The sequence below is a fragment of the Streptomyces sp. NPDC002838 genome (assembly GCF_040295365.1).
GTDB lineage: Bacteria > Actinomycetota > Actinomycetes > Streptomycetales > Streptomycetaceae > Streptomyces.
Genome location: NZ_JBEOVF010000009.1, coordinates 133404 through 154078, shown reverse-complemented (window position 1 = coordinate 154078; position 20675 = coordinate 133404). Strand labels below are relative to the sequence as shown.

General features: G+C 69.4%; 26 protein-coding genes and 2 pseudogenes. 16 read left to right on the top strand and 12 right to left on the bottom strand.

The features are described from left to right. Position 1 precedes the first annotated feature (1 nt). The 3 genes from absR1 (at position 2) to ABT063_RS14900 (ending at position 2375) form a co-directional block, all read left to right on the top strand. On the top strand, positions 2-1087 hold the full coding sequence (gene absR1, locus ABT063_RS14910; RefSeq protein ID WP_351057800.1) for a beta-glucuronidase AbsR1: 1086 nt from the start codon (positions 2-4) through the stop codon (positions 1085-1087). 194 nt (positions 1088-1281) lie between these two features. Next, complete coding sequence (locus ABT063_RS14905) at positions 1282-1545, top strand: DUF1905 domain-containing protein (protein ID WP_351057798.1); 264 nt, start codon at positions 1282-1284, stop codon at positions 1543-1545. 182 nt (positions 1546-1727) lie between these two features. After that, positions 1728-2375 carry a DUF6629 family protein gene (locus ABT063_RS14900; protein WP_351057694.1) on the top strand — a complete coding sequence of 216 codons (648 nt, stop codon included), beginning with the start codon at positions 1728-1730 and terminating at the stop codon, positions 2373-2375. A 25-nt stretch (positions 2376-2400) separates the two neighbouring features. Here ABT063_RS14900 and ABT063_RS14895 read toward each other — a convergent pair whose 3' ends face one another. Further along, positions 2401-2928, bottom strand: coding sequence for a TolB-like translocation protein (locus ABT063_RS14895; RefSeq protein WP_351057693.1), 528 nt, complete (start codon positions 2926-2928; stop codon positions 2401-2403). Between the two features lie 478 nt (positions 2929-3406). On the opposite strand from ABT063_RS14895, the gene ABT063_RS14890 reads away from it, so the two are divergent. After that, positions 3407-3649, top strand: a complete 243-nt coding sequence (locus ABT063_RS14890; RefSeq protein ID WP_351057692.1) for a hypothetical protein — start codon at positions 3407-3409, stop codon at positions 3647-3649. A gap of 37 nt (positions 3650-3686) precedes the next feature. Here ABT063_RS14890 and ABT063_RS14885 read toward each other — a convergent pair whose 3' ends face one another. Next, on the bottom strand, positions 3687-4037 hold the full coding sequence (locus tag ABT063_RS14885; RefSeq protein WP_351057691.1) for a MarR family transcriptional regulator: 351 nt from the start codon (positions 4035-4037) through the stop codon (positions 3687-3689). A 130-nt stretch (positions 4038-4167) separates the two neighbouring features. On the opposite strand from ABT063_RS14885, the gene ABT063_RS14880 reads away from it, so the two are divergent. Continuing rightward, positions 4168-4872 (top strand): ANTAR domain-containing protein, encoded by a 705-nt coding sequence (locus ABT063_RS14880; protein WP_351057797.1) that lies wholly within the window; start codon positions 4168-4170, stop codon positions 4870-4872. A 110-nt stretch (positions 4873-4982) separates the two neighbouring features. Further along, positions 4983-5984, top strand: coding sequence for a glycoside hydrolase family 43 protein (locus ABT063_RS14875; protein ID WP_351057796.1), 1002 nt, complete (start codon positions 4983-4985; stop codon positions 5982-5984). Positions 5985-6056: 72 nt separating this feature from the next. On the opposite strand, the gene ABT063_RS14870 is transcribed toward ABT063_RS14875, so the two are convergent. Continuing rightward, the gene (locus tag ABT063_RS14870; protein ID WP_351057690.1) at positions 6057-6794 is read right to left on the bottom strand and encodes a hypothetical protein; all 738 of its coding nucleotides are present in this window, start codon (positions 6792-6794) and stop codon (positions 6057-6059) included. 479 nt (positions 6795-7273) lie between these two features. After that, positions 7274-7606: a recombinase family protein gene (locus tag ABT063_RS14865; protein WP_351057689.1), complete on the bottom strand. Its 333-nt coding sequence runs from the start codon at positions 7604-7606 to the stop codon at positions 7274-7276. 76 nt (positions 7607-7682) lie between these two features. Here ABT063_RS14865 and ABT063_RS14860 point away from each other — a divergent pair. After that, positions 7683-8134, top strand: a pseudogene (locus tag ABT063_RS14860) (transposase); the annotation flags it as partial. 353 nt (positions 8135-8487) lie between these two features. On the opposite strand, the gene ABT063_RS14850 reads toward ABT063_RS14860, so the two are convergent. Then, positions 8488-8880, bottom strand: a complete 393-nt coding sequence (locus ABT063_RS14850; RefSeq protein ID WP_351057688.1) for a nuclear transport factor 2 family protein — start codon at positions 8878-8880, stop codon at positions 8488-8490. A gap of 126 nt (positions 8881-9006) precedes the next feature. On the opposite strand from ABT063_RS14850, the gene ABT063_RS14845 reads away from it, so the two are divergent. Beyond that, entirely contained in the window at positions 9007-9582 is a 576-nt protein-coding gene (locus tag ABT063_RS14845) for a PadR family transcriptional regulator (protein ID WP_351057687.1), read from the top strand. Between the two features lie 70 nt (positions 9583-9652). On the opposite strand, the gene ABT063_RS14840 is transcribed toward ABT063_RS14845, so the two are convergent. From ABT063_RS14840 to ABT063_RS14825, 4 genes and pseudogenes are all read right to left on the bottom strand, one after another. Continuing rightward, the gene (locus ABT063_RS14840) at positions 9653-9784 is read right to left on the bottom strand and encodes a hypothetical protein (RefSeq protein WP_351057686.1); all 132 of its coding nucleotides are present in this window, start codon (positions 9782-9784) and stop codon (positions 9653-9655) included. A gap of 77 nt (positions 9785-9861) precedes the next feature. After that, positions 9862-10263 (bottom strand): hypothetical protein, encoded by a 402-nt coding sequence (locus ABT063_RS14835; RefSeq protein ID WP_351057685.1) that lies wholly within the window; start codon positions 10261-10263, stop codon positions 9862-9864. Positions 10264-10639: 376 nt separating this feature from the next. After that, entirely contained in the window at positions 10640-11446 is an 807-nt protein-coding gene (locus ABT063_RS14830) for an SGNH/GDSL hydrolase family protein (RefSeq protein WP_351057684.1), read from the bottom strand. Between the two features lie 515 nt (positions 11447-11961). Continuing rightward, positions 11962-12249: pseudogene (locus ABT063_RS14825) on the bottom strand (aldehyde dehydrogenase family protein); the annotation flags it as partial. Positions 12250-12355: 106 nt separating this feature from the next. On the opposite strand from ABT063_RS14825, the gene ABT063_RS14820 reads away from it, so the two are divergent. Beyond that, entirely contained in the window at positions 12356-12772 is a 417-nt protein-coding gene (locus ABT063_RS14820; RefSeq protein WP_351057683.1) for a hypothetical protein, read from the top strand. Positions 12773-13026: 254 nt separating this feature from the next. Here ABT063_RS14820 and ABT063_RS14815 read toward each other — a convergent pair whose 3' ends face one another. Further along, the gene (locus ABT063_RS14815) at positions 13027-13818 is read right to left on the bottom strand and encodes an IclR family transcriptional regulator (RefSeq protein WP_351057682.1); all 792 of its coding nucleotides are present in this window, start codon (positions 13816-13818) and stop codon (positions 13027-13029) included. A 118-nt stretch (positions 13819-13936) separates the two neighbouring features. Between ABT063_RS14815 and ABT063_RS14810 the strand changes: the two genes are divergently transcribed. The 7 genes from ABT063_RS14810 to ABT063_RS14780 all read left to right on the top strand — a co-directional run bounded on the left by ABT063_RS14810 (position 13937) and on the right by ABT063_RS14780 (position 18993). Then, positions 13937-14890, top strand: coding sequence for a 5-dehydro-4-deoxyglucarate dehydratase (locus ABT063_RS14810; protein ID WP_351057681.1), 954 nt, complete (start codon positions 13937-13939; stop codon positions 14888-14890). Positions 14891-14907: 17 nt separating this feature from the next. After that, positions 14908-15297, top strand: coding sequence for a hypothetical protein (locus tag ABT063_RS52180; RefSeq protein ID WP_502990812.1), 390 nt, complete (start codon positions 14908-14910; stop codon positions 15295-15297). After that, positions 15297-16313 (top strand): tripartite tricarboxylate transporter substrate binding protein, encoded by a 1017-nt coding sequence (locus ABT063_RS14800; RefSeq protein WP_351057680.1) that lies wholly within the window; start codon positions 15297-15299, stop codon positions 16311-16313. Before ABT063_RS52180 ends, ABT063_RS14800 begins: the two co-directional genes overlap by 1 nt. A gap of 3 nt (positions 16314-16316) precedes the next feature. Continuing rightward, positions 16317-16754, top strand: a complete 438-nt coding sequence (locus ABT063_RS14795) for a tripartite tricarboxylate transporter TctB family protein (RefSeq protein WP_351057679.1) — start codon at positions 16317-16319, stop codon at positions 16752-16754. A 24-nt stretch (positions 16755-16778) separates the two neighbouring features. After that, positions 16779-18395, top strand: coding sequence for a tripartite tricarboxylate transporter permease (locus tag ABT063_RS14790; RefSeq protein ID WP_351057678.1), 1617 nt, complete (start codon positions 16779-16781; stop codon positions 18393-18395). A 110-nt stretch (positions 18396-18505) separates the two neighbouring features. Next, positions 18506-18667 (top strand): hypothetical protein, encoded by a 162-nt coding sequence (locus ABT063_RS14785; protein ID WP_502990811.1) that lies wholly within the window; start codon positions 18506-18508, stop codon positions 18665-18667. After that, the gene (locus ABT063_RS14780) at positions 18664-18993 is read left to right on the top strand and encodes a hypothetical protein (RefSeq protein ID WP_351057677.1); all 330 of its coding nucleotides are present in this window, start codon (positions 18664-18666) and stop codon (positions 18991-18993) included. Before ABT063_RS14785 ends, ABT063_RS14780 begins: the two co-directional genes overlap by 4 nt. Before the next feature lie 255 nt (positions 18994-19248). Here ABT063_RS14780 and ABT063_RS14775 read toward each other — a convergent pair whose 3' ends face one another. Both ABT063_RS14775 and ABT063_RS14770 read right to left on the bottom strand, forming a co-directional pair. Beyond that, positions 19249-19857: a hypothetical protein gene (locus ABT063_RS14775; RefSeq protein ID WP_351057676.1), complete on the bottom strand. Its 609-nt coding sequence runs from the start codon at positions 19855-19857 to the stop codon at positions 19249-19251. Further along, on the bottom strand, positions 19854-20423 hold the full coding sequence (locus tag ABT063_RS14770; RefSeq protein ID WP_351057675.1) for an RNA polymerase sigma factor: 570 nt from the start codon (positions 20421-20423) through the stop codon (positions 19854-19856). Before ABT063_RS14770 ends, ABT063_RS14775 begins: the two co-directional genes overlap by 4 nt. Positions 20424-20675 lie beyond the last annotated feature (252 nt).

Sequence of the window (20675 nt, the reverse complement as noted above, 5' to 3'; positions counted from 1 at the left end):
CATGACCGCACGCTACTGCTCCCTCGCGCAGCAGCCCGCCCCCGCCTTCGCGGCAGGGCTGGCCGCCGAGCGGCTCAGTGCGCTCATCGGCGGAAGCCGTATGTGGGTCAACAACACCGTGCTGCACTACTACTTCTTCGACGACGACACCGACGGCTCGGTCATTCCCGTGCCCGGCACCGGGGCGACCCGGCGGGTGTCGTGGGCCGGCGCCAAGGAACAGCAGGACGTCGTACGCGAGTGCTTCCAGGAGTGGCAGGACCTAGGCATGGGCGTGTCGTTCGCCGAGGTCGGCGACCGCTCGGAGGCCGAACTGCGCATCGGGTTCCAGCTCGGCGACGGCTCCTGGTCGACCGTGGGCAAGGACGCGCTGCGGGTCGGCCTGCACGAACGCACCATGAACTTCGGCTGGGACCTGACCGCGCCCGGGGAGCGCGGGACGGCCCTGCACGAGATCGGGCACGCGCTCGGCATGCTCCACGAGCACCAGAGCCCGTTCGCCGGCATCCACTGGGACGACGAGGCCGTCTACGCCGATCTGGCGGGCCCGCCGAACTTCTGGAACCGGGACAGGACCTTCTTCAACATCCTGCGCAAGCTCGACCGCGACGAGGTCAACGGTTCCGTCTGGGACCCGCACTCGATCATGCAGTACCCCTTCTCGGCGGGGCTGATCCTGGAGCCCGAGCAGTACCGCGCGGGTCTGAACTCGCCGGGCACGCTCTCGGCCGCCGACAAGGAGTTCGTGCTGCGCTGGTACCCGCCGGCCGGTCCGCCGGGGCCACCCGCCCTGGTGCCCTTCCGCTCGGCGCCGCTCAGCCTCGGCCCCGGCGAACAGGCCGACTTCGTCGTCGAGCCGCCGGAGACCCGCGAGTACACCGTGGGCACGTTCGGCGACAGCGACACGGTCGTCGTGGTCTTCGAGGAGCGGGACGGCGAGCCCCGCTACCTCACCGGCCAGGACGACGGGGGAACACCGCGCAACGCCACGATCAAGGCCCATCTCGTCAAGGGCCGCCGCTACTTCGTCCGTGTGCGCCTGTACTCCGGCTGGGGTTCGGGGGAAACAGCCGTCATGTGCTGGTGACAGCACGAGCAGGCCGCACACGGACGATGCTCGGACCACTGTCCGGCGCCGGGGGAAGCGGTCGGAGGACGTCACCTTCGGGGGAGGGTGACGTCCTCCGACCACGCCATGTCGCACCGCCGTACGGCAGGTAGTCTCACCCCCCGTGGATCGTCGGCGAGTTGGCGGGAGACAGCACGTGATCACCGGGCCGGCTGATCGAATGGCGCGGGCCGGCGCCGTACTACTTCGTCCCCGTGCCGGAGCAGGAGTGCGCCGACATCCGCGAGGTGGCCGCGATGGCCACGTACGGCTGGGGCGTGATCCCGGTCGAGGCCCGGATCGGCGAGGTCGCCTTCGAGACGTCGCTCTTCCCCAGGGACGGCGGCTACCTGCTGCCGCTCAAGAACGCCGTGCGCAAGCCGCAGGGGCTCTCGGAAGGTGACGACGTGACCGTGGAGATGACCATCCGCCTCTAGCTCCTGCGCGGGCAGGACCACCCGTGGGCGTGAGCGAGCCCGGAAAGCCGTGGGGGCTCAGCCGTTGTGGCCGTGACAGGCAGGGCTCGGCCGTCGTGTCACCCGGATCGTCGGCGGGGCCGGACGTAGCTTGGTCTGCGGCGTAGGCGGATACGCACGACGGCGAACCCCATGGTGGCGTGATGTGTTGGAGTGCGACGGCCGATCTCGTGGCGGGCACCGCTGTCGCGGGCGTCGGAGTGGCGTGTGTGGCGCGGGTGGGATGGAGCCGGGATCTGCCGCTCGCCGCGCTGCCGTTGCTGCTCGGGGCCCATCAGATCGTCGAGTCGGTCGTCTGGGAATCGGGTGGTGGCAGCGGACCTGCCACCACCCTGTGGGCCGTCATCGCACTGCCCCTGCTCGCGGTCTGGGTGCCGGCGGGAGTGCTGTGTGCCGCCCCACCGCACAGCCGGCGCCGACTGAGCCTGCTGCTCGCAGCCGGAGCCGCGACGGCCGCGATGCTCGCGTACGGGCTTGCCACCGGCCCGGTCACCGCCGAGATCCGCGGTCGCACGATCGGCTACACGTTCGACCTTTCCCACACGCCTCTGCTCGTCACGGGCTACCTCGTGGTGACCGTGGGCTCGTTGCTGCTGTCCGGTGACCGGCCGCTGCTGGTGCTGGGGATGCTGGTCGCCGTGGGGGCGTTGGCCTGTTGGGCTCTGTGGCGGCTGGAGTTCGTCTCGACCTGGTGCGCGTTCGCGGCCCTCTGCTCAGTGGTGCTGTTCCGTTGGGTTCGCGCGCGGCCGTCCTCCGGGACGACGACGCGCGACCCGGCCGCGCGGCACTGACGCCGGACCGCCACGGCGTCGGCGGTCACCGGACGCGGTGCACGAAGACGTCGCTCACCGCGTTGGTGTCCTCGGGCACGAGGTCGGTGTCGTTCGAGTTGAACACCACGAGCCGGCCGTCGCCCGAGATGGCCCCCCGCCCGAGCGACCCGTTCGCAGGACCGCCGTCCGTGCCCGAGCTCACGCGCCGGGACTCCCCGGTCTTCAGGTCGAGGACCACGGCCGGCCAGGCCCAGCCGAGTTCGGCGGCGGGGTCGTCGGCTCCCAGCTCGTACGCCACATGGCGGCCGTCGGCGCTCAGGGTGCCGCCGCTGGTGCCGGGCCGGTCCGGGTTGCCCGGGACCGCGATCGTGCTGCCGGTCTCCACGTCCCTGACAAACGTGCTGCTGGACCGGTCGTCGGGGGTGACGGCCCCGCTGTTGAATTTCGAGAAGAGCACCCGTCGGCCGTCGCCACTGATCGACGGGGGCCCCAGGACCCGCAGCGGTGTCGTCCCGTCGTGCGCCACGTCGACCACCTGCTCCGTGCCGGCGGCGCGGTCCTGCAGGAACACATGGCCGACGTGGGGCCCTTTGGGGACGGGTGTGGTGAAGGTGTAAGCGGCACGCTGTCCGTCGTCGCTGATCGCCGGGCTCTGCGCGTAGCCCCCGAGCAGTCACCGGCCCCGCGGAGGCGTTCACCCCCGAGCAGCTCGCCGAGCTCTACGACGTCAACGTACTGTCCACCCGGCGCGTCAACCGGGCGGTCCTGCCGCACCTGCGCGCGGCGGGCCGGGGCCTGGTGATCTGGGTGTCGAGCACGAGCGTCAAGGGCGGTACCCCGCCCCTACCTGGCGCCCTGCTTCGCCGCCAAGGCCGCCATGGATCCCTGGCCGTCAGCTACTCCGCCGAGCTCGCCCGGAGCGTCGAGACCTCGATCGTGGTGCCCGGCTCGTTCACGAGCGGCACCAACCACTTCGCCCACTCCGGCCGCCCGGCCGACCACACCGGCGAGGCACAGTACGAGACCAAGTACGCCGGTCTCCCGGTCTCATGGAACGGGTCGCCGAGAAACTCGCCGCGCCGGCCCCCGAAGGCGCGGACGCCTCGCCCGTGTCCGACGAGATGGCCCGCGTCGGCGCGCTCCCCGCCGGGCAGCGCCCGTATCGGGTCCACATCGATCCCGCCGACGACGGCTCCGAGGAGGTCTCGGACGTCGCCGACCGCATCCGACGCGAGTTCCTCACCCGCGTCGACCTCGCAGACCTGCTCGCCCCGCAACCGGCGGACGCGTGATGCTCCGGCGTGGCCTCGACGACCGGGAGGAAACGCCCTAACGGGGCCGGTTTCCATCGGGGCCGACGCGGCTGTGAGCCGTGCGATCGACCTCGTCCTGCACCAGTAGGGAGAGCAGGGAGGCCACGCTGAGGCCGGCTTCGGCGGGGTGGCGCAGAACCTTGCCGGGCTCGATCCGGTAGGTGTTGCCACGCCCCTCCCGGGTGTGTGACAGGTAGTCGGCCTGCTCCAGGTCGGAAATGATCTTTTGGACGGCACGCTCCGTAAGCCGGCAGTGCGCCGCGATGTCCCGGATGCGCGCGTTCGGATCGTCGGCGATGACCGCCAGCACGCGTGCGTGGTTGGTAATGAACGTCCAGCCAGTGTGCGGCTCAGGCACTACACCCATGCACGCATCATACGTTCAAGGTTTCGCGCACACAAATACCCGAAATTTATTTCGTGTATCTGTTGACGTGTCTGGTGCGTAGGCGCGAGCTTGGGAGAAGCAAGTGGACGAGAGGTCGTGGGAGAGCGTCATGCCGCAGTCGGCGTACTCAGCGCACTCCGGGTCGGGGGGCGGCGACCCCAGTGCGGGATCGGTTGACCGTAGCGGGGCACCCCGAGCCTCCGAGGTGACCGCGCTCGTCGACCAGGAGGGCGATCGTATGGTCGTGACCGTGTGGGGGGAACTCGGTCTTCAAGCGGAGCCTTGGTTGCGTCATGCGCTGCGCTCGGCACTCGCCGACTCGACCCGAGGGATCGACCTGGACCTCAGCGGGGTCGAGTTCTTCGATTGCGCCACCCTCAACGTCCTGCTGGGCATCCGCCAACAGGCCCTGGAAGAGTCCAAGACCGTCACCCTGCGTGCCGCCGGACCCGCTGTCGAGCGGGTACTCGATCTCACCGACGCCCGTTCCCTGTTCACCGCTTCCGGCGCGGACGATCCGGAGCAGCGGCCCGACCCGCGCATAGAGCTGGTGCAGCTGCGCCGAGCGATGCAGACCCGGCCGACGATCGACCTGGCCCGCGGCATCCTGATGGCGAGCTTCGGCCTCAGTCCGGAGGACGCCTGGACCACTCTGGTCAGGACCTCCCAGAACACCAACATCAAGGTGCACCACCTGGCCCGGGATCTGGTGAACACCGTCAGGGGCGACGCGCTGCCGGAGCCCGTACAGAAGCAACTGGCCGCCGCGGTCGCGACACTCACACACCCGACAGCCACCCCGGACGACGAGTGACACAGCCGACCGGAGAGCGACAGCAACCAGAGCGAGGCAGTGCGTCATCCGCGTCGGCTTCCGCCGACACCGCGCCACCGTATTCTTCGACCGTGGCCGATACCGAACCGATGCGGCTTCCCGGCATGCCGCTGCACGATCCGTTCATCGTCGCCGACGAGAAGACCCGCGCCTACTACCTCTACACCTCCAACGACCCGTCCGTATCGGGCGTGAACGGCACCGGCACGATGGTCTACCGCAGCCACGACCTGCGCGACTGGATGCGCCCCGTCGTGGTCTTCCTGGCCGCCGGACAGCAGGGAATCTGGGCGACCGACGGCGGGTGGGCGCCGGAGGTGCACGAACGGGGCGGCAGGTACTACCTGTTCACCACCCTGCACAACCAGGACAAGCCGCTTCCGGTGCCACCACCCAACCGATGGGGCACGCCGTTCCAGATCCCGAACTACATGCGCGGCACCATCACGGCCGTTTCCGACTCGCTGCTGGGTCCCTTCACCGTCGTCGACCCCTCACGACCCACCCCGCCCGAGCACCTCATGACCCTCGACGGCACGCTCTACGTCGACCCGTCCGGGCAGCCCTGGATGGTGTACGCGCACGAGTGGCTGCAGACCATCGACGGAACCATGGAAGCGATCCGGCTGGCTCCGGACCTGTCCCGGACGATCGGAGATCCGGTCTTCCTGTTCAAGGCCTCGGACGCGCCCTGGGCCAGCGAGCAGATCCCGGGCGGCGTCCCGAACCAGCTCCCGCCCTATGTCACCGACGGCCCTCAGCTGTACCGCGCCCCTGACGGCACGCTGCTCATGCTGTGGTCGACGTACGAAATGAACATGATCGGCCAGGACGGCACCATCGGCGGCGGCTACGTACAGACCTACGCCGTCTCGCAGTCAGGGGACATCACGGGACCGTGGCAGCAGCGCCGGCCGCTGGTCCGCGACGACAGCGGTCACGGCATGCTGTTCCACACCTTCGACGGCCGGCTGATGATGGTCCTCCACCGCCCCTTCGACAACGCGCGGGGGAAGCTGTACGAGATGCGGCTCCTCGGTGACGAGCTGCGGGTGCTCCGTCGGCGCGCCGACCTCGATGGTGGCGGATGACGCCGCCCGCAATGGCGTGCGGTCAGTCGATCGCCGACGGGTGACGGGCGAGCGGGGTCACGGTCTGGGGCATCACCGACGGTACACGTGGGTCGTTGCGGTCTGCAGCTGGGAGCGGACGTCCCAGGCCCGCCTCTCGGTGACAGCTTTGGCGAGGTCGGCGAAGACGCGCTGCTGATAGTCCTCGTGCCCGGTGAGCCAGTCGCGGGCTTCGTCGAGGGCTTGCTGTGCTTCGGCGCGGACTGCGCCCGTCAGGGTTTCAAGGAACGGGCCGCTGCCGGCGCACAGGCGGCGCACGTGTTCGACGGTCCCGGTGCGCTGGGCTGCCTCCAGGCCGCGGATGAACCGGATGACGTTCTCCGGCAGGGCTCCCGTGCGATCTGCCGTCCCGGCCGGTGAAGGGCCGGAGGTAGGGGGGTGTTGTCGCAGGATCTCGCCGGCAGCCGGGGTGATCAGGCCGTTGTCGGTCCAGGTGCAGTCGGCGAGGGGGACCCATTCGGTGGGGCGGGCCACGCTCCGCGTGCCGATCCAGACCTGGCGGCTTGCTCCGCTGCTCTCGCACCGCCCCCGGTACACGTACGGGCAGCTGGAGAGCACCCCCGGTTCCGGCACCACGCCGGGGCCCAGAACAGGTGTGCGGCCGCCGGACCAGTCGGCCGGCACTGAGCCGTCCATATAGACGCGCAACGTGACGCCGTCTTCGAGGTCCACGTCCAGCAGCGACCCGATCGGCGGTGGGAAGGCGAACCGGCCGGCCCGGCCGTGGTCGAGCAGCGACTGGGACATCGCCGCCTTCACATTCCCTGTCAAGTCCTTGTGTTCAGTTGGGCGGACTGACTAGGAGTTGGCTGGACACTGCTGTGTGTCAGCAGGGCGCCGCCCTCGCCGGCGAGGGCGCCCAGCCCGGCCGGGCGCAAGGCGTACCGCACGTATGCCGACCGGATCACTGCGAACTTCGGCTGAGGTACATCGGCAGTGTGCCCCTGGCAGGATTCGATCCTGCCCATACGGCTTCGCAGGCCCCTGAGCTCCTGAGCGTTCCAGGAGCTCAGGACTCCGCGGCGCCTGCCCGCAAAGAGTCCACGCCGGGGGGCGGCGCTGCCGCGAGTGCCCGCCGCGCGGCGAAGCCCCTTCCGAGGACTCCTCTCGTGGCCCTCCAGGGTTCGGTCGCGGATGTACTCGCGCTCCATATCGGACATGGCCGCCAGCACGGTGAACACGATTGCCGGAGGGATCGTGGCAGCCCTTAAGCTCCCCGGTGAGGAACTCCAGACCGACGTCGCTGGCCTTCAACTCCTCGGGAGGGTGACGCGTACACCGGAGGAGCGGATCTCTCCGGCGAGTTTGACGGCGGCCTCCAGTTCGGGGCGCGTGGTGGCGCGGGTGGAGATCCTCTCGGAGAAGACCCGGGTCACGCCGGCCTCGGCGAGGGAGTCCAGCTGTGCGTCCAGGGACTGCCGGGCGGTCGAGGCTCGGGCGTAGCCGAGGCGGACGTGGCCGACCGGCTCGGCGCCGGCGCTCACGGGCCATGGAATGTCCCAACCATCATGACGAAGACGCTGAGCGCCTTCGCTCGCGGAGGGCGGATCGTCAGGCGTCAGGCGGGCGGCGATGTCGCCCATGACGACCAGCACACCGTCGGTGAACGTCCGCCTGGTCTCGTCCGCGCAGCGCCCGATCTCGTCGAGCAGAGGCGGCGGACGGGCAGCCGTCCTCGACGTCCGTGTGCGGGTGCGGCGCTTGGTGTGTCCCACGCGCGGCTGCCGGCAGCCCTTCCGCGAGCAGATGCCCGGAGTGTTTGAGCGTCACCAGCGACGCACGGCCCGTCTGACCAGGTAAGTCAAGGCTGTGGTGAAGGAATTGGCGGGCCGGGCGGGATCTCGTTTGCTGGCGATACTCGCGGCGGGCCTGCTCGCCACACGGCCCTGCGCGCCCTGCTGCGCATCCCGTTGCCCACCGGGCGGACGCCCCGCGTGATCGGCGTCGACGACTTCGCTCTGCGCCGGCGGCACCGCTATGCCACCGTGGTGATCGACGCCGAGACCTATGAGCGGATCGACGTGCTGCCCGACCGCACCGCCGACACGCTGGAAGCTTGGCTGCGCGAGCATCCGGGCGTCGAGGTCGTGTGCCGTGACGGCTCCGTCACGTCCCTGGCGAGCGCGAAGAAACGCTCGACGCGGGCGCGGTTGCCGGGGAAGGCGTCCCCCAGGGCGTCCACGGCGCCGGCCCAGTCGGCGGGCAGGGTCACATCGTGCCGGCCGGGTACCACGGCGCGATACAGGTCGTGCTCCTGGACGAACTACAGCGAGTCAGCGACGCCCAGCTTCTCGAACAGCCCGCGCAGCGTGTACGGCTGGACTTCCAGGCCGACTCCGGACAGCTGGTGCAGCGCCGTCTCGAACTCGAAGTGGCCTCGTCGAAAGGAGGTGGCGCAGCCGCCGGGGACGTTGTGGCGCTCCGCCAGGAGGGGTGCGCAGTCCGTCGAAGCCCGTCGTCGTGGTTACTGTTCGGCGGCCTCTCGGGCGATCTGCTCGAACTGGGCGCCCATGGCCTCGCCGAGCGCCTGGGCGGCGGAGAGCGGGCGCACCATCACCGTGAACTCGTCGATCTTCCCGTCGTCGTCGAAGTGCAGGAAGTCGCATCCCTGGATCTGCTTGCCGGCGACAGTGGCGGTGAAGACGAAGGCGTGATCGCGGCCGTCGGAATTGGCGATCTCACGGATGTAGGTGAAGTCCTCGAAGACCCGGAGCACGCCGCGCAGGATCGCCGCGGTGATCGCCTTGCCCGGGTACGGCTTGAAGGTGACGGGGCTGGTGAAGACGACGTCGTCGGCCAGCAGAGCGGCCACGGCCTCCAGGTCGCCGCTCTCGACGGCCTTGCGGAAGGGATGCATGAGCCCACCTCTGATACTCAGAAATGTGAATAGGTGTGGTGGAGAATAGAGGGCCCCGTTAGGGCTTGTCTACAGGGAATGGGTGACTATTAGTCACGTTGTTGATTAATCTGCTAGCGTGCATCCATGGCTTTGCGGAACGCGGTGATGGCCGCGCTGTTGGAGGGCGAGGCGTCCGGGTACGACCTCGCGAAGGCGTTCGACGCGACGGTCGCCAACTTCTGGATGTCGACGCCTCAGCAGCTCTACCGGGAGCTGGATCGCATGGAGGCCGAAGGACTCGTCACGGCCCGCGTCGTCGAGCAGAAGCGCCGCCCCAACAAGCGACTGTTCTCCTTGACGGAGGCCGGGCGGAAGGCCGTCCACGCCTACACCGCCGAGCCCTTGGGTAAACCGGCGGTGATCCGGGACGAGTTGCTTGTCAAGGTGCAGTGCCTGGACGCGGGCGACATGGAAGCGGTCCGGACCGCCATCACCGAGCGCATGGAGTGGGCCACCGCCAAGCTGGCCCGCTACGAGCGGCTCCGGCAGCGCCTGCTCGACGGGCGCTCTGAGGAGGCGTACTTCGCCGAGGCCGAGCGCATCGGCCCGTATCTCACCCTGCTGCGCGGGATGTCGTTCGAGCGGGAGAACCTCCAGTGGGGGGACATGGCGCTGCGCAGGCTCGAACGGCGCACGGCCGCGCTCCGGGCCGACGGCTGAGTGCGGCGGTCCCACCCACACAGTTAGTCAACAAAGTTAGTAGCTGGACGGTTGTGAGCAGCCCGGCCTCTCAGGGGTCGTCGGTCTGTGTCCGAGCGAGGACCGGCTGCGGTTCCTTGTCGGCGGGATTGCGATGCAGTCCCTTGCGGTCGTAGAACCGGGTCACGCCGAAGCCGAAGAGGCACGCGACCGCGAGTCCCAAGCCCAGGATCACCCAGCCTCGGGGCAGTCCGGCGTCGCCCTGGGCGTCGTAGTAGAGGATGAGTTCCAGCCCCTGCGTCAGATCACCGGCGGCCGGGGAGTGCCTGGAGGGGGACCGTGGCGCCGGACGTCGGTACCGCCATGGCGATGTAGAAGATCGTGATGAACAGCCATCCCCGGCATGAGCGTGCTGCTGAGGGCCAGGGTCTGTACCCGGGTCGCCCGCAGTAGCGGGCTGTGGATCCGCAGCGTGCCCATGTCGCTGTGGGTGTAGCCGAGGGCGTGGTCCACCTGGCCGCTGATGACATTGGCGGCGAGCATGCCGCAGACGACGAGGACGAGCGAGTAGGAGAAGGCCCTCAGGCCCAGGCCGCTGTGGGAGAGCGGATGCCCGTCCCCGACCTGTGCCACGGTCGGGTCGGTCAGCGGCAGGAGCACGGCAACGGCCGGCTCTGCCTGAGCGGTCAGCTCCCTGCCCACCTGCGCTAGGCCGACTGGCCAGCACGGTGAGTGTCGGGCGGACGGCGTTGCGCGCCGCCTCGGGGCTGGTGAGTGCGGCGACGGTGAAAGTGTCGCGGGGCGACGAGCGCGCCGAACAGCTTGCCCTTGCCGAGCTCCTCCGTCATCTCGCTGGCCAGCCGATGAGCAGCTTGTGGAGGTGACTGGCGGGGTCGATGTTGGACTGACGCAGAACACGGGGAACAGCAGTGCCACGACGCCTACGACCACGTCGCTGACGATCCGCAGACGCTTCGCGCGCAGTACGCGAAGGGATGGATGTCACTCATTTCCAGCTCCCGTCCGGTGAAGAGCAGTTCAGCACGAGGAGCCGCCGGCGTCGTCGCAAGCCAGAGCATCACACCGATGGGGAGGTGTCCCCAGCGGACGCGGCCACCGGAAGCAGCGCCGGCCGCTTGGCCTGGCGGCCGTCGCCAGAGGAGCGGCCACGCAGGCGGCGGCCGACCCAAGGGCCGAGGAAGGTGCCGGCCCAGCGCAGTTCGGCACCCACGGTCCTCCAGACAGAGATGTCTGTCCCCTCGGCCGGAAGGGGAAGGGTCCACTTGTCGTCGCTGCCCGGCAGACCGAGCGCCTGGGCCACGGCAGCCGCGATGCGCGTGTGTCCCAGCGGGCCGGCGTGCAGCCGGTCAGCACTCCACAACCGCGGATCGGTCGCCGCCGCGTGCGCGGCCGTCTCCGCCACCACCACGCCGTGGCGGTCGGCGGCCTCCCGGATGCGCGCGTTGAGTGCGAGAACACGGTGACCGATCGGGCGGGCCAACGGCGTGATACGCCCGACATCGGGAAACATGAGGGTCGCGACGGTGGCGCCCTGCGCCGTGAGGGCGGCGAACATCGCCTCAACATGGCCGGCCACCTCGTCGAGGTCGCAGCCCGGGCGCAACGCATCGTTGACCCCAGCCACCACGGTGGCGAGGTCGGGCCGCATCGCGAGAGCCGGGGCCAGCTGCTCGGCGCGCACCTGACCGGCCTTACGGCCGCGCACCGCGAGGTTGGCGTAGAGCAGGCCGGGGCTGTGGCGGGCGACCTGCTCGGCGAGCCGGTCCGCCCAGCCCCGAAGACCACAGACGTCGTCGCCGTCCCCGAGCCCCTCGGTGTGACTGTCACCCAGGGCGACATAGCGCAGATACCCACTGCTCGACACGGGGCCGACCGCCTCTCGTCAACGCTGCTGATGGAAGTGGCACACGGCCATTGCTAAACAACTAGGCACTTAGTCGCATTGTTGAATATGAGGATAGCTGCGAGCTCACCTTCCTGCAAAGTGACGCCGCTCAGGCAGGAGCTGAGGCCGTCGAGGGCGGTCCACCGCCGCAGTCCACCGCCTTGGTCCCGTGCCGACCTCACCGCCCATTCCCTCTTCAGACCTGAGCGCCGACCACGGTCTGAGCTGGCACCTGAGCGCCCGGGTCATCAACGGCATGCACAACGAGGACGCGGTCGGCTTCGCCACCGCCCGCCGTTTCGCGCCGAACCGCCCGTACCGGGTCGCCTTCAACGGTGGCGTCCACGGCCCGGGCGACAACGCCTACTGCCAGGCCGCCATGCCCCCGGCTCACCTCCGGCTCTTAAGAGCCGGGGACGGAGTTCACCCGGCCGATCCGGCCGGGAGGGCCCGCCGGCGGCGGCCGGGCGCTCGGAGCCGGCCCTGTCGAGGGGTCAGACCAGGGAAATAACGACCGACTTGGTCCTCGTGTACGCCTGCAGCGCCTCCGGCCCGGATTCGCGTCCGTAGCCGGACTGCTTGACGCCGCCGAAGGGCACGGCGGGATCGCGCATGGCCCAGTCGTTGACCCAGACGATGCCGGCGTCCAGTCGCGCGGCGACCCGATGGGCGCGCGCCAGGTCGGAGGTCTGCAGACCGGCTGCGAGTCCGTACGGCGTGCTGTTCGCCAGCGCGATCGCCTCTTCCTCGGTGTCGAAGGGCTGAACCGTCAGCACCGGGCCTGATCTGTGGCGATACAGGGCTGAGGCGGGCGGGAAGCCGTCACTTCCCGGGTCCGGCCGGGTAGGTGGAGGAACCTCTCAGCATTGCGGTGCGTCAAGCTCTGACATGGAAAGACAGACCAATCCGCCCTGGATGGCAGGCTGCTTGACATTGCTCGCAGGGGCGCTCACGGGCTACGGCGCCTACCGGCTATCCCGCGCGGCGCGCCGGACCTGCGCCGTCATCCTGCGGGAACACCCGAGCCTGTTCGATCTGTGGACTTGGGAAGCACCGCTGACGGTCCTCGCGGCGGGATTCACAGGCTTGGCTGCGTGGGCGCTGCCCGCGGGCATGCTGCGGCATCAGAAGCGCCGGTACCTGAATTTGTTGATACCACCTGCGGTCTTCCTGGCAGCACTGATCGCGCTGACTTTGGTGCACTTCGCCTGGCTGGGGACCCCGCTCGGGGTGGGGAACGACACCAATGGCAACTGCACCCTGGACAATGTCCCACCCTGGTGGCCTGGGTGGCTGCCTACGTGAGGCGGGGGACGGACAGTGGCCATCTCGTCAGCTGCACACTCATTGGTCGAGTTCGGAAGGCCGTCGGGGTTGATCAGGCCGCAAGCGTGACCGAGGGTACTTCCTGGTGATCGGTGGTGTGCCGGTCGATTCGGCGCCGGTCTCACAGTCCCAGCACTGCCCGAACTGGCCAAGTGCGGCGACGGCACGGACGCGATCGTCACAGCCGGCCTGGTCAACGGTTCGGACAGCGGCTGTCCCGTCGGGTGGACGCCCTACGGCATCGTGTGGTCGATCGGCGCCATCCGCTCGATCGACAGCCGGGTGAGCCGCATGGCCTCGATGAGTTCCTCGGTCCTCGCGGGGTTGAGCCGGTCGATGGGGATCGAGCAGCTGATCGCGTCGATCGGGGGTGTGGTGAACCGGAGTGAGAATCCGTAGCAGACGACGCCGATGAAGTTCTCCTCGTTGTCGATGGCGTATCCGCGCTCGGCGGTGGCCCGCAGGTCCTTGATCAGAGCGTCGTGGTCGGTGTGGGTCTTCGGTGTGAGGGGCTTCAGCGTGTGGGGGACATGGTCGGCCAGGTCGGTGTCCAGCCGCTCGGCGAGCAGCGCCTTGCCCAGTGCGGTGCTGAAGGCCGGGAGCCGGCGGCCGACGCGGCTGAAGGGGCGGAGGTACTGGCTGGATTCGTGCGTCGCCAGATAGACGATGTCCGTGCGGTCCAGTCGCCCGTAGTGGATGGTCTCGTCGAGCCTGGCGCTCAGGTCGTTGATCAGCGGCTGGACGATGCGCAGATAAGGGTCCGCGTCCAGGTAGGTCGTCCCCGCGAGGAGGGCGCGGATGCCGACGCTGTAGAGCGTGCCGGAGGGATCGGTGCGGACCCAGCCGTGCTCCGTCAGTGTCCGCAGCAGAGCGTAGACGCTGCTGCGTGGGGCGCCGAGGGCCTCGCTGAGTTCTCGCAGCCGGGCGGGCCGGTTCTGCCGCGCGGCCAGGAGCTCGAGCAACTCGACCGTACGGGCTGCCGACTTCACGCCCCGTACGCCACTGACCGCCTCAGGCTCACTCATCGCCATCCCTTCCGAACGCACTCGAAGAATTCTTGCACCGATGCTTGACGGTTATCAGCCATGTAGCCATGCTCTCCATCACGAGACGACCGTCTACATACGGAGACAGGTGGCACGCATGGAGACGACTCGGGATATCGAGCGCGACCGCGAGACGGCGGATCGGCTGCGCAAAGGGATGGCGCAGGGTGTCCTGTCCTTCCCACTGACATCCTTCAACGCCGAAGGCGGCCTCGACCTCGACGGCTTCCGAACCCACCTGGCTGCGCAGCTCGCCGCCGGCCCGGGTGCCGTCTTCGTCGCCTGCGGAACCGGTGAGTTCTTCTCGCTGTCCGCCGAGGAGTACCACGCCGTCGTACGCACCGCCGTCGAGGTCGCGGCGGGACAGGTCCCGGTGGTGGCCGGCGTCGGGTACGGCTGGTCGCTCGGGCTGCAGTTCGCCCGGCTCGCGGAGGGAGCCGGCGCGGACGCCGGGCTGCTCATGCCGCACTACCTCGTCTCCGCCCCGCAGCGCGGATATGTGGACCATGTCCGCGCGGTGGCGGGCGGCTCGCCCCTTCCCCTGATCGTCTACCAGCGCGGGCAGGTCAAGCTGAGCACCGCCGCGGCCAGGGAACTGGCCACGGTCGACGGCGTCGTCGGCCTCAAGGACGGGCACGGCGACCTCGACCAGATGCAGCGGCTGCGGCTGGTGGCGCCCGGCGACTGGCTGTTCTTCAACGGCGTGGCCACCGCCGAGATGCAGGTACGGGCGTACGCGAGCATCGGCATCCCCGCCTACTCCTCGGCGGTCCACGCCTTCGCACCCGAGATCGCGGGCGCCTTCTACGCGGCGCACCGGGCCGGAGACCACCCAAGAATGGAACACCTGCTGAGGGAGTTCTACCTGCCCCTCGTCGAACTGCGCGACCAGGGCACGGGTTATGCGGTGTCCCTGGTCAAGGCGGCGGCCCGGCTCCGCGGAGCCCCGGTCGGCCCGGTCCGCGCGCCCCTTATGGAACCGGCCCCTGACCACCTGGGGCAACTCGAGGCCCTCCTGCACACCGGCCTGGCGCTCGCAACGGACAGGTGAGGAAGTGAGGGACCGTCGTGCTCAGCAGCGCGCCTCGCATCGTCAAGGTGACCGTCACCCCCATCCTCATCAGTGACCCGCCGCTGTTCAACTTCCTTGGTGCGCATCAGCTGTACACACCCGGCAGCATCGTCGAGACAGAGGCCTCCGACGGCGTCGTCAGCATCGGTGAGACCTACGGCAGCCGCGACCACCCCGACGAGGAGATCGCGGCCGTCCACGCCCTGGTGCCAGCCCGCCTGCACGAGACCAGCCCGCCTGCACGAACGGTTCGACCGGACGCCGCAGTGCCACGACTGCGACGACGTCGCGGCCATGCGGCGCAAGCACCCCGACTGGACGCAGCCACCGCTCCCGCGGTGGTGACCCCGGCCGGCCAGAACCCCACCCATGAAGGAGAACAATGATGTTCCAGGCCCGACTGCGCCAGGGCCGGCACCTCGCCGGCGTGGCTGTCTGCGCCGCTGCGCTTTTCACCCTCACCTCGTGCGGAGGGGTCCAGGGCGGCGGGGGCAGCGGCGAAGACGCCGAGAACTATCCCACCAAGACCGTGGAGTGGACCGCGCCTTCCGACCCGGGCGGCAGCACCGACCTGATATCGCGCGCCGCCGCCAAGGCGTTGGAGGACCCCCTGGGACAGTCCGTTGTGGTGGAGAACAAGCCCGGCGCCAACGGCGCCGTGGGCGGCAAGGAGATCCTGGGCCGCGAGCCCGACGGCTACAGCCTGGTCATGCTCTTCCAGTCGCTCATGTCGATCGGCCCGCACACCGTCGTCGACGATGACCCGATCAAGATGTCCGACATGGACGTCATCTCCGGGCTGACCGTGGAGGACTACGTCCTCGTCGTCCCGGCGCAGTCGGACATCGAGACCCTCGACGACCTGCTCGCGAAGAAGTCGGTCAAGTACGGCACCACAGGCGCCGGCACCGGCAGTGAGCTGGCCCAGGCCCTCCTCTTCGGCGACGCCGGCGTCAAAGCCAGCGGCATCCCGTTCGACGGCGGCGCGCCCACAGTGACCGCGCTGCTGGGCAGCCAGGTGGACGTCGGCGCCGTCCATGTGGCCGAGGCCGCTCCCCATCTCACGTCCGAAAAGCTGCGTCCACTGGCGGTTTTCGCCAAGGAGCGCATCGACTTCCTGCCCGACGTGCCCACCGCTGTCGAGTCCGGCCACGACGTTGTCGTGGACCAGCGCCGCTGGGTCGCCGGCCCGGCAGGACTGCCGGACAACGTCGTCTCCGAGCTGCGAGCGGCGCTGAAGAAGGCCTTCAAGGACCCGGAGTACGGCAAGTTCCTGGAGAACAACTACATCGGCCGCTGGGAGGCCTCGCCGGACGCCGTCGTCAAGCAGGTCGAGACCGCCAAGAAGCGCTACGGCGAGCTCATCGACAAGTTCGATCTGGACCTGAAGAGCGAGGGCTGAGGCATGAGGACCCAGGCACGACTGGGGGCGCTGGTGCCGCTCGGTATCGGCGCCCTCGCCGCCCTGGCGGCCGTATCGATGGGGCTGGGTTCGCCTGCCGACCCCGGCCCCGGGCTGTGGCCCCTGATCGTGAGCCTCGCCATGGTGACGCTGTCCGCCTCGCTGCTCCTCAATCCCGGCGCGGACACCGAGCAGGAACCATTCAGCCGGCAAACCGCCGTGGTGGCCCTGGGAGCTCTGTCGCTGGTCGCGTACGCCCTGCTCATCGAGCGGGTGGGCTTCGAGGTCATGACGGTGCTCCTTCTGGTGCTGTGGATGCGCGGCTTCGGCCGGGACAGCTGGCGGCTCAGCCTGGCCGTGGCGCTGGCCGCGTGTGCGGCGTCCTATCTGCTCTTCATCGTCGCGCTGGGCGTCTCGCTGCCTCATCTCGTCGCGTTCTGATCCCTCGACACCTGTGAGAACCCGATGGACTTCCTCGCTCCCGCTCTGGACGGCTTCGGCGTGGTCTTCGAGCCGCAGAACCTGCTGTACTGCCTGATCGGGGTGACCCTCGGCATGCTGGTCGGCGTGCTGCCCGGCCTCGGCCCGGCCGCCACCATCGCCATCCTGCTGCCGGTCACCTACACCCTCGAACCGGCCTCGGCGATCATCCTGCTCGCCGGCATCTTCTACGGCGCCCAGTACGGCGGCACGGTCACCTCGGTGCTGCTCCGCCTGCCCGGAGAGGCCTCGACGGTGGTGACCGCCATCGACGGCTACGAGATGGCCCGCACGGGCCGGGCCGGATCCGCGCTCGGCATCGCCGCGATCGCCTCCTTCATCGGCGGCACCGTAGGCATCCTCGGACTGACCGTGGCGGCCCCGTTGGTGGCGGGCTGGGCTCTGGCCTTCGGCCCGCCGGAGTACGCCGCGCTCGCGCTACTCGGCATCCTGATGATCTCCACCCTGAGTACCGGATCCCTGCGCCGCAGCCTCCTTGCGGGCAGCATCGGGCTGCTGCTCGCCACCGTGGGCCGCGACCCGCTCCTGGGCAGCGCTCGCTACACCTTCGGCAGCGACCAACTCGCCGACGGGCTCGACTTCGTCATCCTCGCCATGGGCCTGTTCGGCATCGGCGAGATCCTGCACAGCCTCGAACGCCTCCGCCAGGGCGCCCCGCCGAAGCCCCGCGTCGGCCGGGCCCGGCCCAGCCGGGCGGAGTTCCTGCAGTCCAGGTGGGCGATCGCCCGGGGGACAGTGGTGGGCTTCTTCCTCGGCATCCTTCCCGGCGGCGGCGCCACGATGTCCTCGATGGTCGCGTACACGGTCGAGAAGCGCTCCTCCAGGACGCCCGAGCGGTTCGGCAAGGGCGCGATCGAGGGGGTCGCGGGCCCGGAGGCGGCCAACAACACCGCCGCCACCTCCTCGTTCATCCCACTGCTCACCCTCGGTATCCCGGCCAACGCGACGATGGCCGTCATGTTCGGCGCCCTGCTGCTGGCGGGCGTGACCCCGGGCCCGCAGATGATCGACGAACATCCCGAGGTGTTCTGGGGCGTCATCGACTCCATGTACATCGGGAACCTGTTCCTGATCATCCTCAGCATGCCGCTGATCGGGCTGTTCGTCCGCGTGCTGCGCGTCCGGGCCAGCGTCCTGGCGCCGCTGACCGTGCTCATCACCATGATCGGCGTCTACACGATCCGCTCCAGCATGTTCGACATGATCGCCGTGGTCGTGCTCGGCGTCGTCGGCTACCTGATGAAGAAGGTCGGATTGCCGCCCGGCCCGCTCGTCCTCGCCTTCGTGCTCGGCAACCTGCTGGAGACAGACTTCCGGCGCTCGATGCGGATGTTCGACGGCGACGTGACCGGCTTCCTGGGCCGCCCCGTCTCCGCCACGCTGCTCGCCTTCGTCGTCGTCTTCACGGTCGCCGTACCCCTCCTCAGCCTCCGCAAGAAGCTCCGGCAGCCCGCACCTCCCGACACCCCCGCGACCGTCCCCCACCCCGACACCACGACCACCCCGGAGCGAACCCCGGACCACCCCCGCACGGCGGCCGAACCCGGGGGCCACAGCGAGGAGCCACAGCATCCGGGCTGAGCCCTGGACCGGGCCAGGCTGCTGTAGGGCACCGGGTGGCCGTGGGCAGCGAGCTCTTCGCGTAACTCGATGATCGTGATCTTGGAATGTCTTCGTCCATCATGTAGTGGATGAGGATGCGCGCCTACGGGATCTTGATGCTGCACCGCAGGCTGGCACGCGACTACGAACACCAGCCCCGCACCTCCGAGTCGCGGGTGTACTGGGCGATGACCGCGGTGATACTGCGTCGGCTGACCGGAGCGACCGCGCCGTCCTGGCACACCGCATGAGGGGCGATCAGCTCACCCTCGGCGCGGTGCTGGCACGACTGGAGGAACGGGAGCGGGAGATCACCGCGCAGGCCGACGCGGCCAAGGAGCGGATCGCGGAGCTTTCCGCGCAGCTGGAGGAGTTCCACCGCACCGCCGAAGAGATCCGGATCACCCGCAAGACGCTGCTGGAGCTCCCCGAGCCGGCCTCGCCCGCGCCGCCACCCCCGAAGCTGCCAGACCATCCGGCCTACCAGCAGCGACCAGCCCGCTCACCCTCGACGAAGCGGCAAATCAGACATCAACCCTTGTACCGCCCTCTCAGACCGGCCACGCCCGTACGATAGGAGTGACCTGCACAGATGCGGCGGAACCTCGGCGAGCTCCGCGCCAGAGGAACCGATGCCGTACACGTTCCTGACCGCCAGACAGCCCTCAGCGACCGCAGCACGCCGCCAAGGACAAGCCCTGCTCAACAGGCTTGCGGTGCATCCGGAGGACAAAGCATGAGGAGAGCAGCATGCACCCGTCCGGTACGCGATGAGGTGGTCAGAGGCGACGCCAAGGTCTCGCGAGAGGCAACAGCCGCCGACCCGGTACGTTCACTGCCCGTACGCTCGGTCGTAGAGGCTCCGCAGCTTCGGGGTGGCCTCGGCGTTGCCGTAGCACACCGGGACCTTGCCGTCCTTGGCGTAGACGAGGTAGGTCTGGCCGACAGCGAACTCCTGGCCGAAGTACTCCAGTTGTCCTTCGTGGGTGTTGTCGAGCCGGACGGTGGAGGCGTCTTCGCCGCGGTACCAGTGGTCCACCCGGAGGGTGACCTGGTCGCCGTCGATGGAGGTCGCGGTGCCCTCGAAGGCGGTCGTGTACTGGCGCAGGGTGTTGGCGTCGAGCTCGGCACACGCTGTGGCAGGGCCGCCACCTGTGTCCTGCTGGACGGTCAGGACCAGCGGGGCGGCCGCGGCCGGAGGAGTATCGTGGGTCGCCGTGACTCCCCAGGTGATGCCGGCTCCCACCGTGAGCACAGCGGCGGCTGCTGCGGCCAGCAGCAGGGGGCGGCGGGGGCGGTCCGATGTGCGGGGGGAGGTGCGGACTGTGGTGTCGGCGGTCATGGTGGCCTCCAGGAGACGGTTGATGTCGGGCTGGGGAGCATCAGAGGTCCGCGCCGGGTCGATGGCCCTCAGCCGGGCCAGCAGTTCCTCGTCGTTCACCGGTTGCTCCTTCCTTCACCCATCTCATGTCCGGCCTTGTCGTCATTCTTTCGGTCAAGCAGAGCGGCGAGTTTCTTCTTTGCCCTGTGTAGGCGGATGCTGACGGCGTTGGCGGTCAGTCCGGTCACTTCCGCGATCTCGCGCGGTGTCAGCCCCTCCCATGCCCAGAGCAGCACCACCTCACGATCCAGGGCGCCGAGTGTGCCAAGTGCGGCCTGCAGTTCGGGGTGGTCGGCTTCCCCGGGCTTTGGCGGCGGTGCGGTACGGGTCAGCCGCTCCACCAGCCGGAGCCGGCGCGCGTCCGCCCGGCGGGCGTTGGACAGGCAGCCGCGTGCGACGCCGTAACACCAGGGCAGCACGCCGTCGAGGTCGGTCACAGGGCCCTTTCCGAGCCCGGGCACGTCCTCGAGGCGGCGCCAGAGCACGAGCATCGTCTCCGCGAGGATGTCGTCTACCGCGTCGGCGTCCGCCCGGCGCAGCAGATATCGGTGCAGCGGCTTTGCCACCGCGCGCGCCAGCGCATCGAAGCGGGCTTCTCGGGCCCGGGCAAGTTCCTGCTCCAGCATGGATTCCACACCCCCACCTGTCCGGCCGGGGCCTGTTCCTTTCATCGCCACGGGCACTGTACTTACCAGGCCCAAGGGAGGTCCGTCGCGCCGGCCGAGGCGACGGCCGCTTCCCGACTGTCCCGGCCTGCGGGGTCCGGCACGGGTAGGTCGGCCACGACCCTTCGCGCGCGGCCGGCAGAGGGCCCGTAACCAGCCGATATCCCCCACTCAAGTCACGCAACGCCCTCTCAGAGTTCGAAGCCGCCGCGG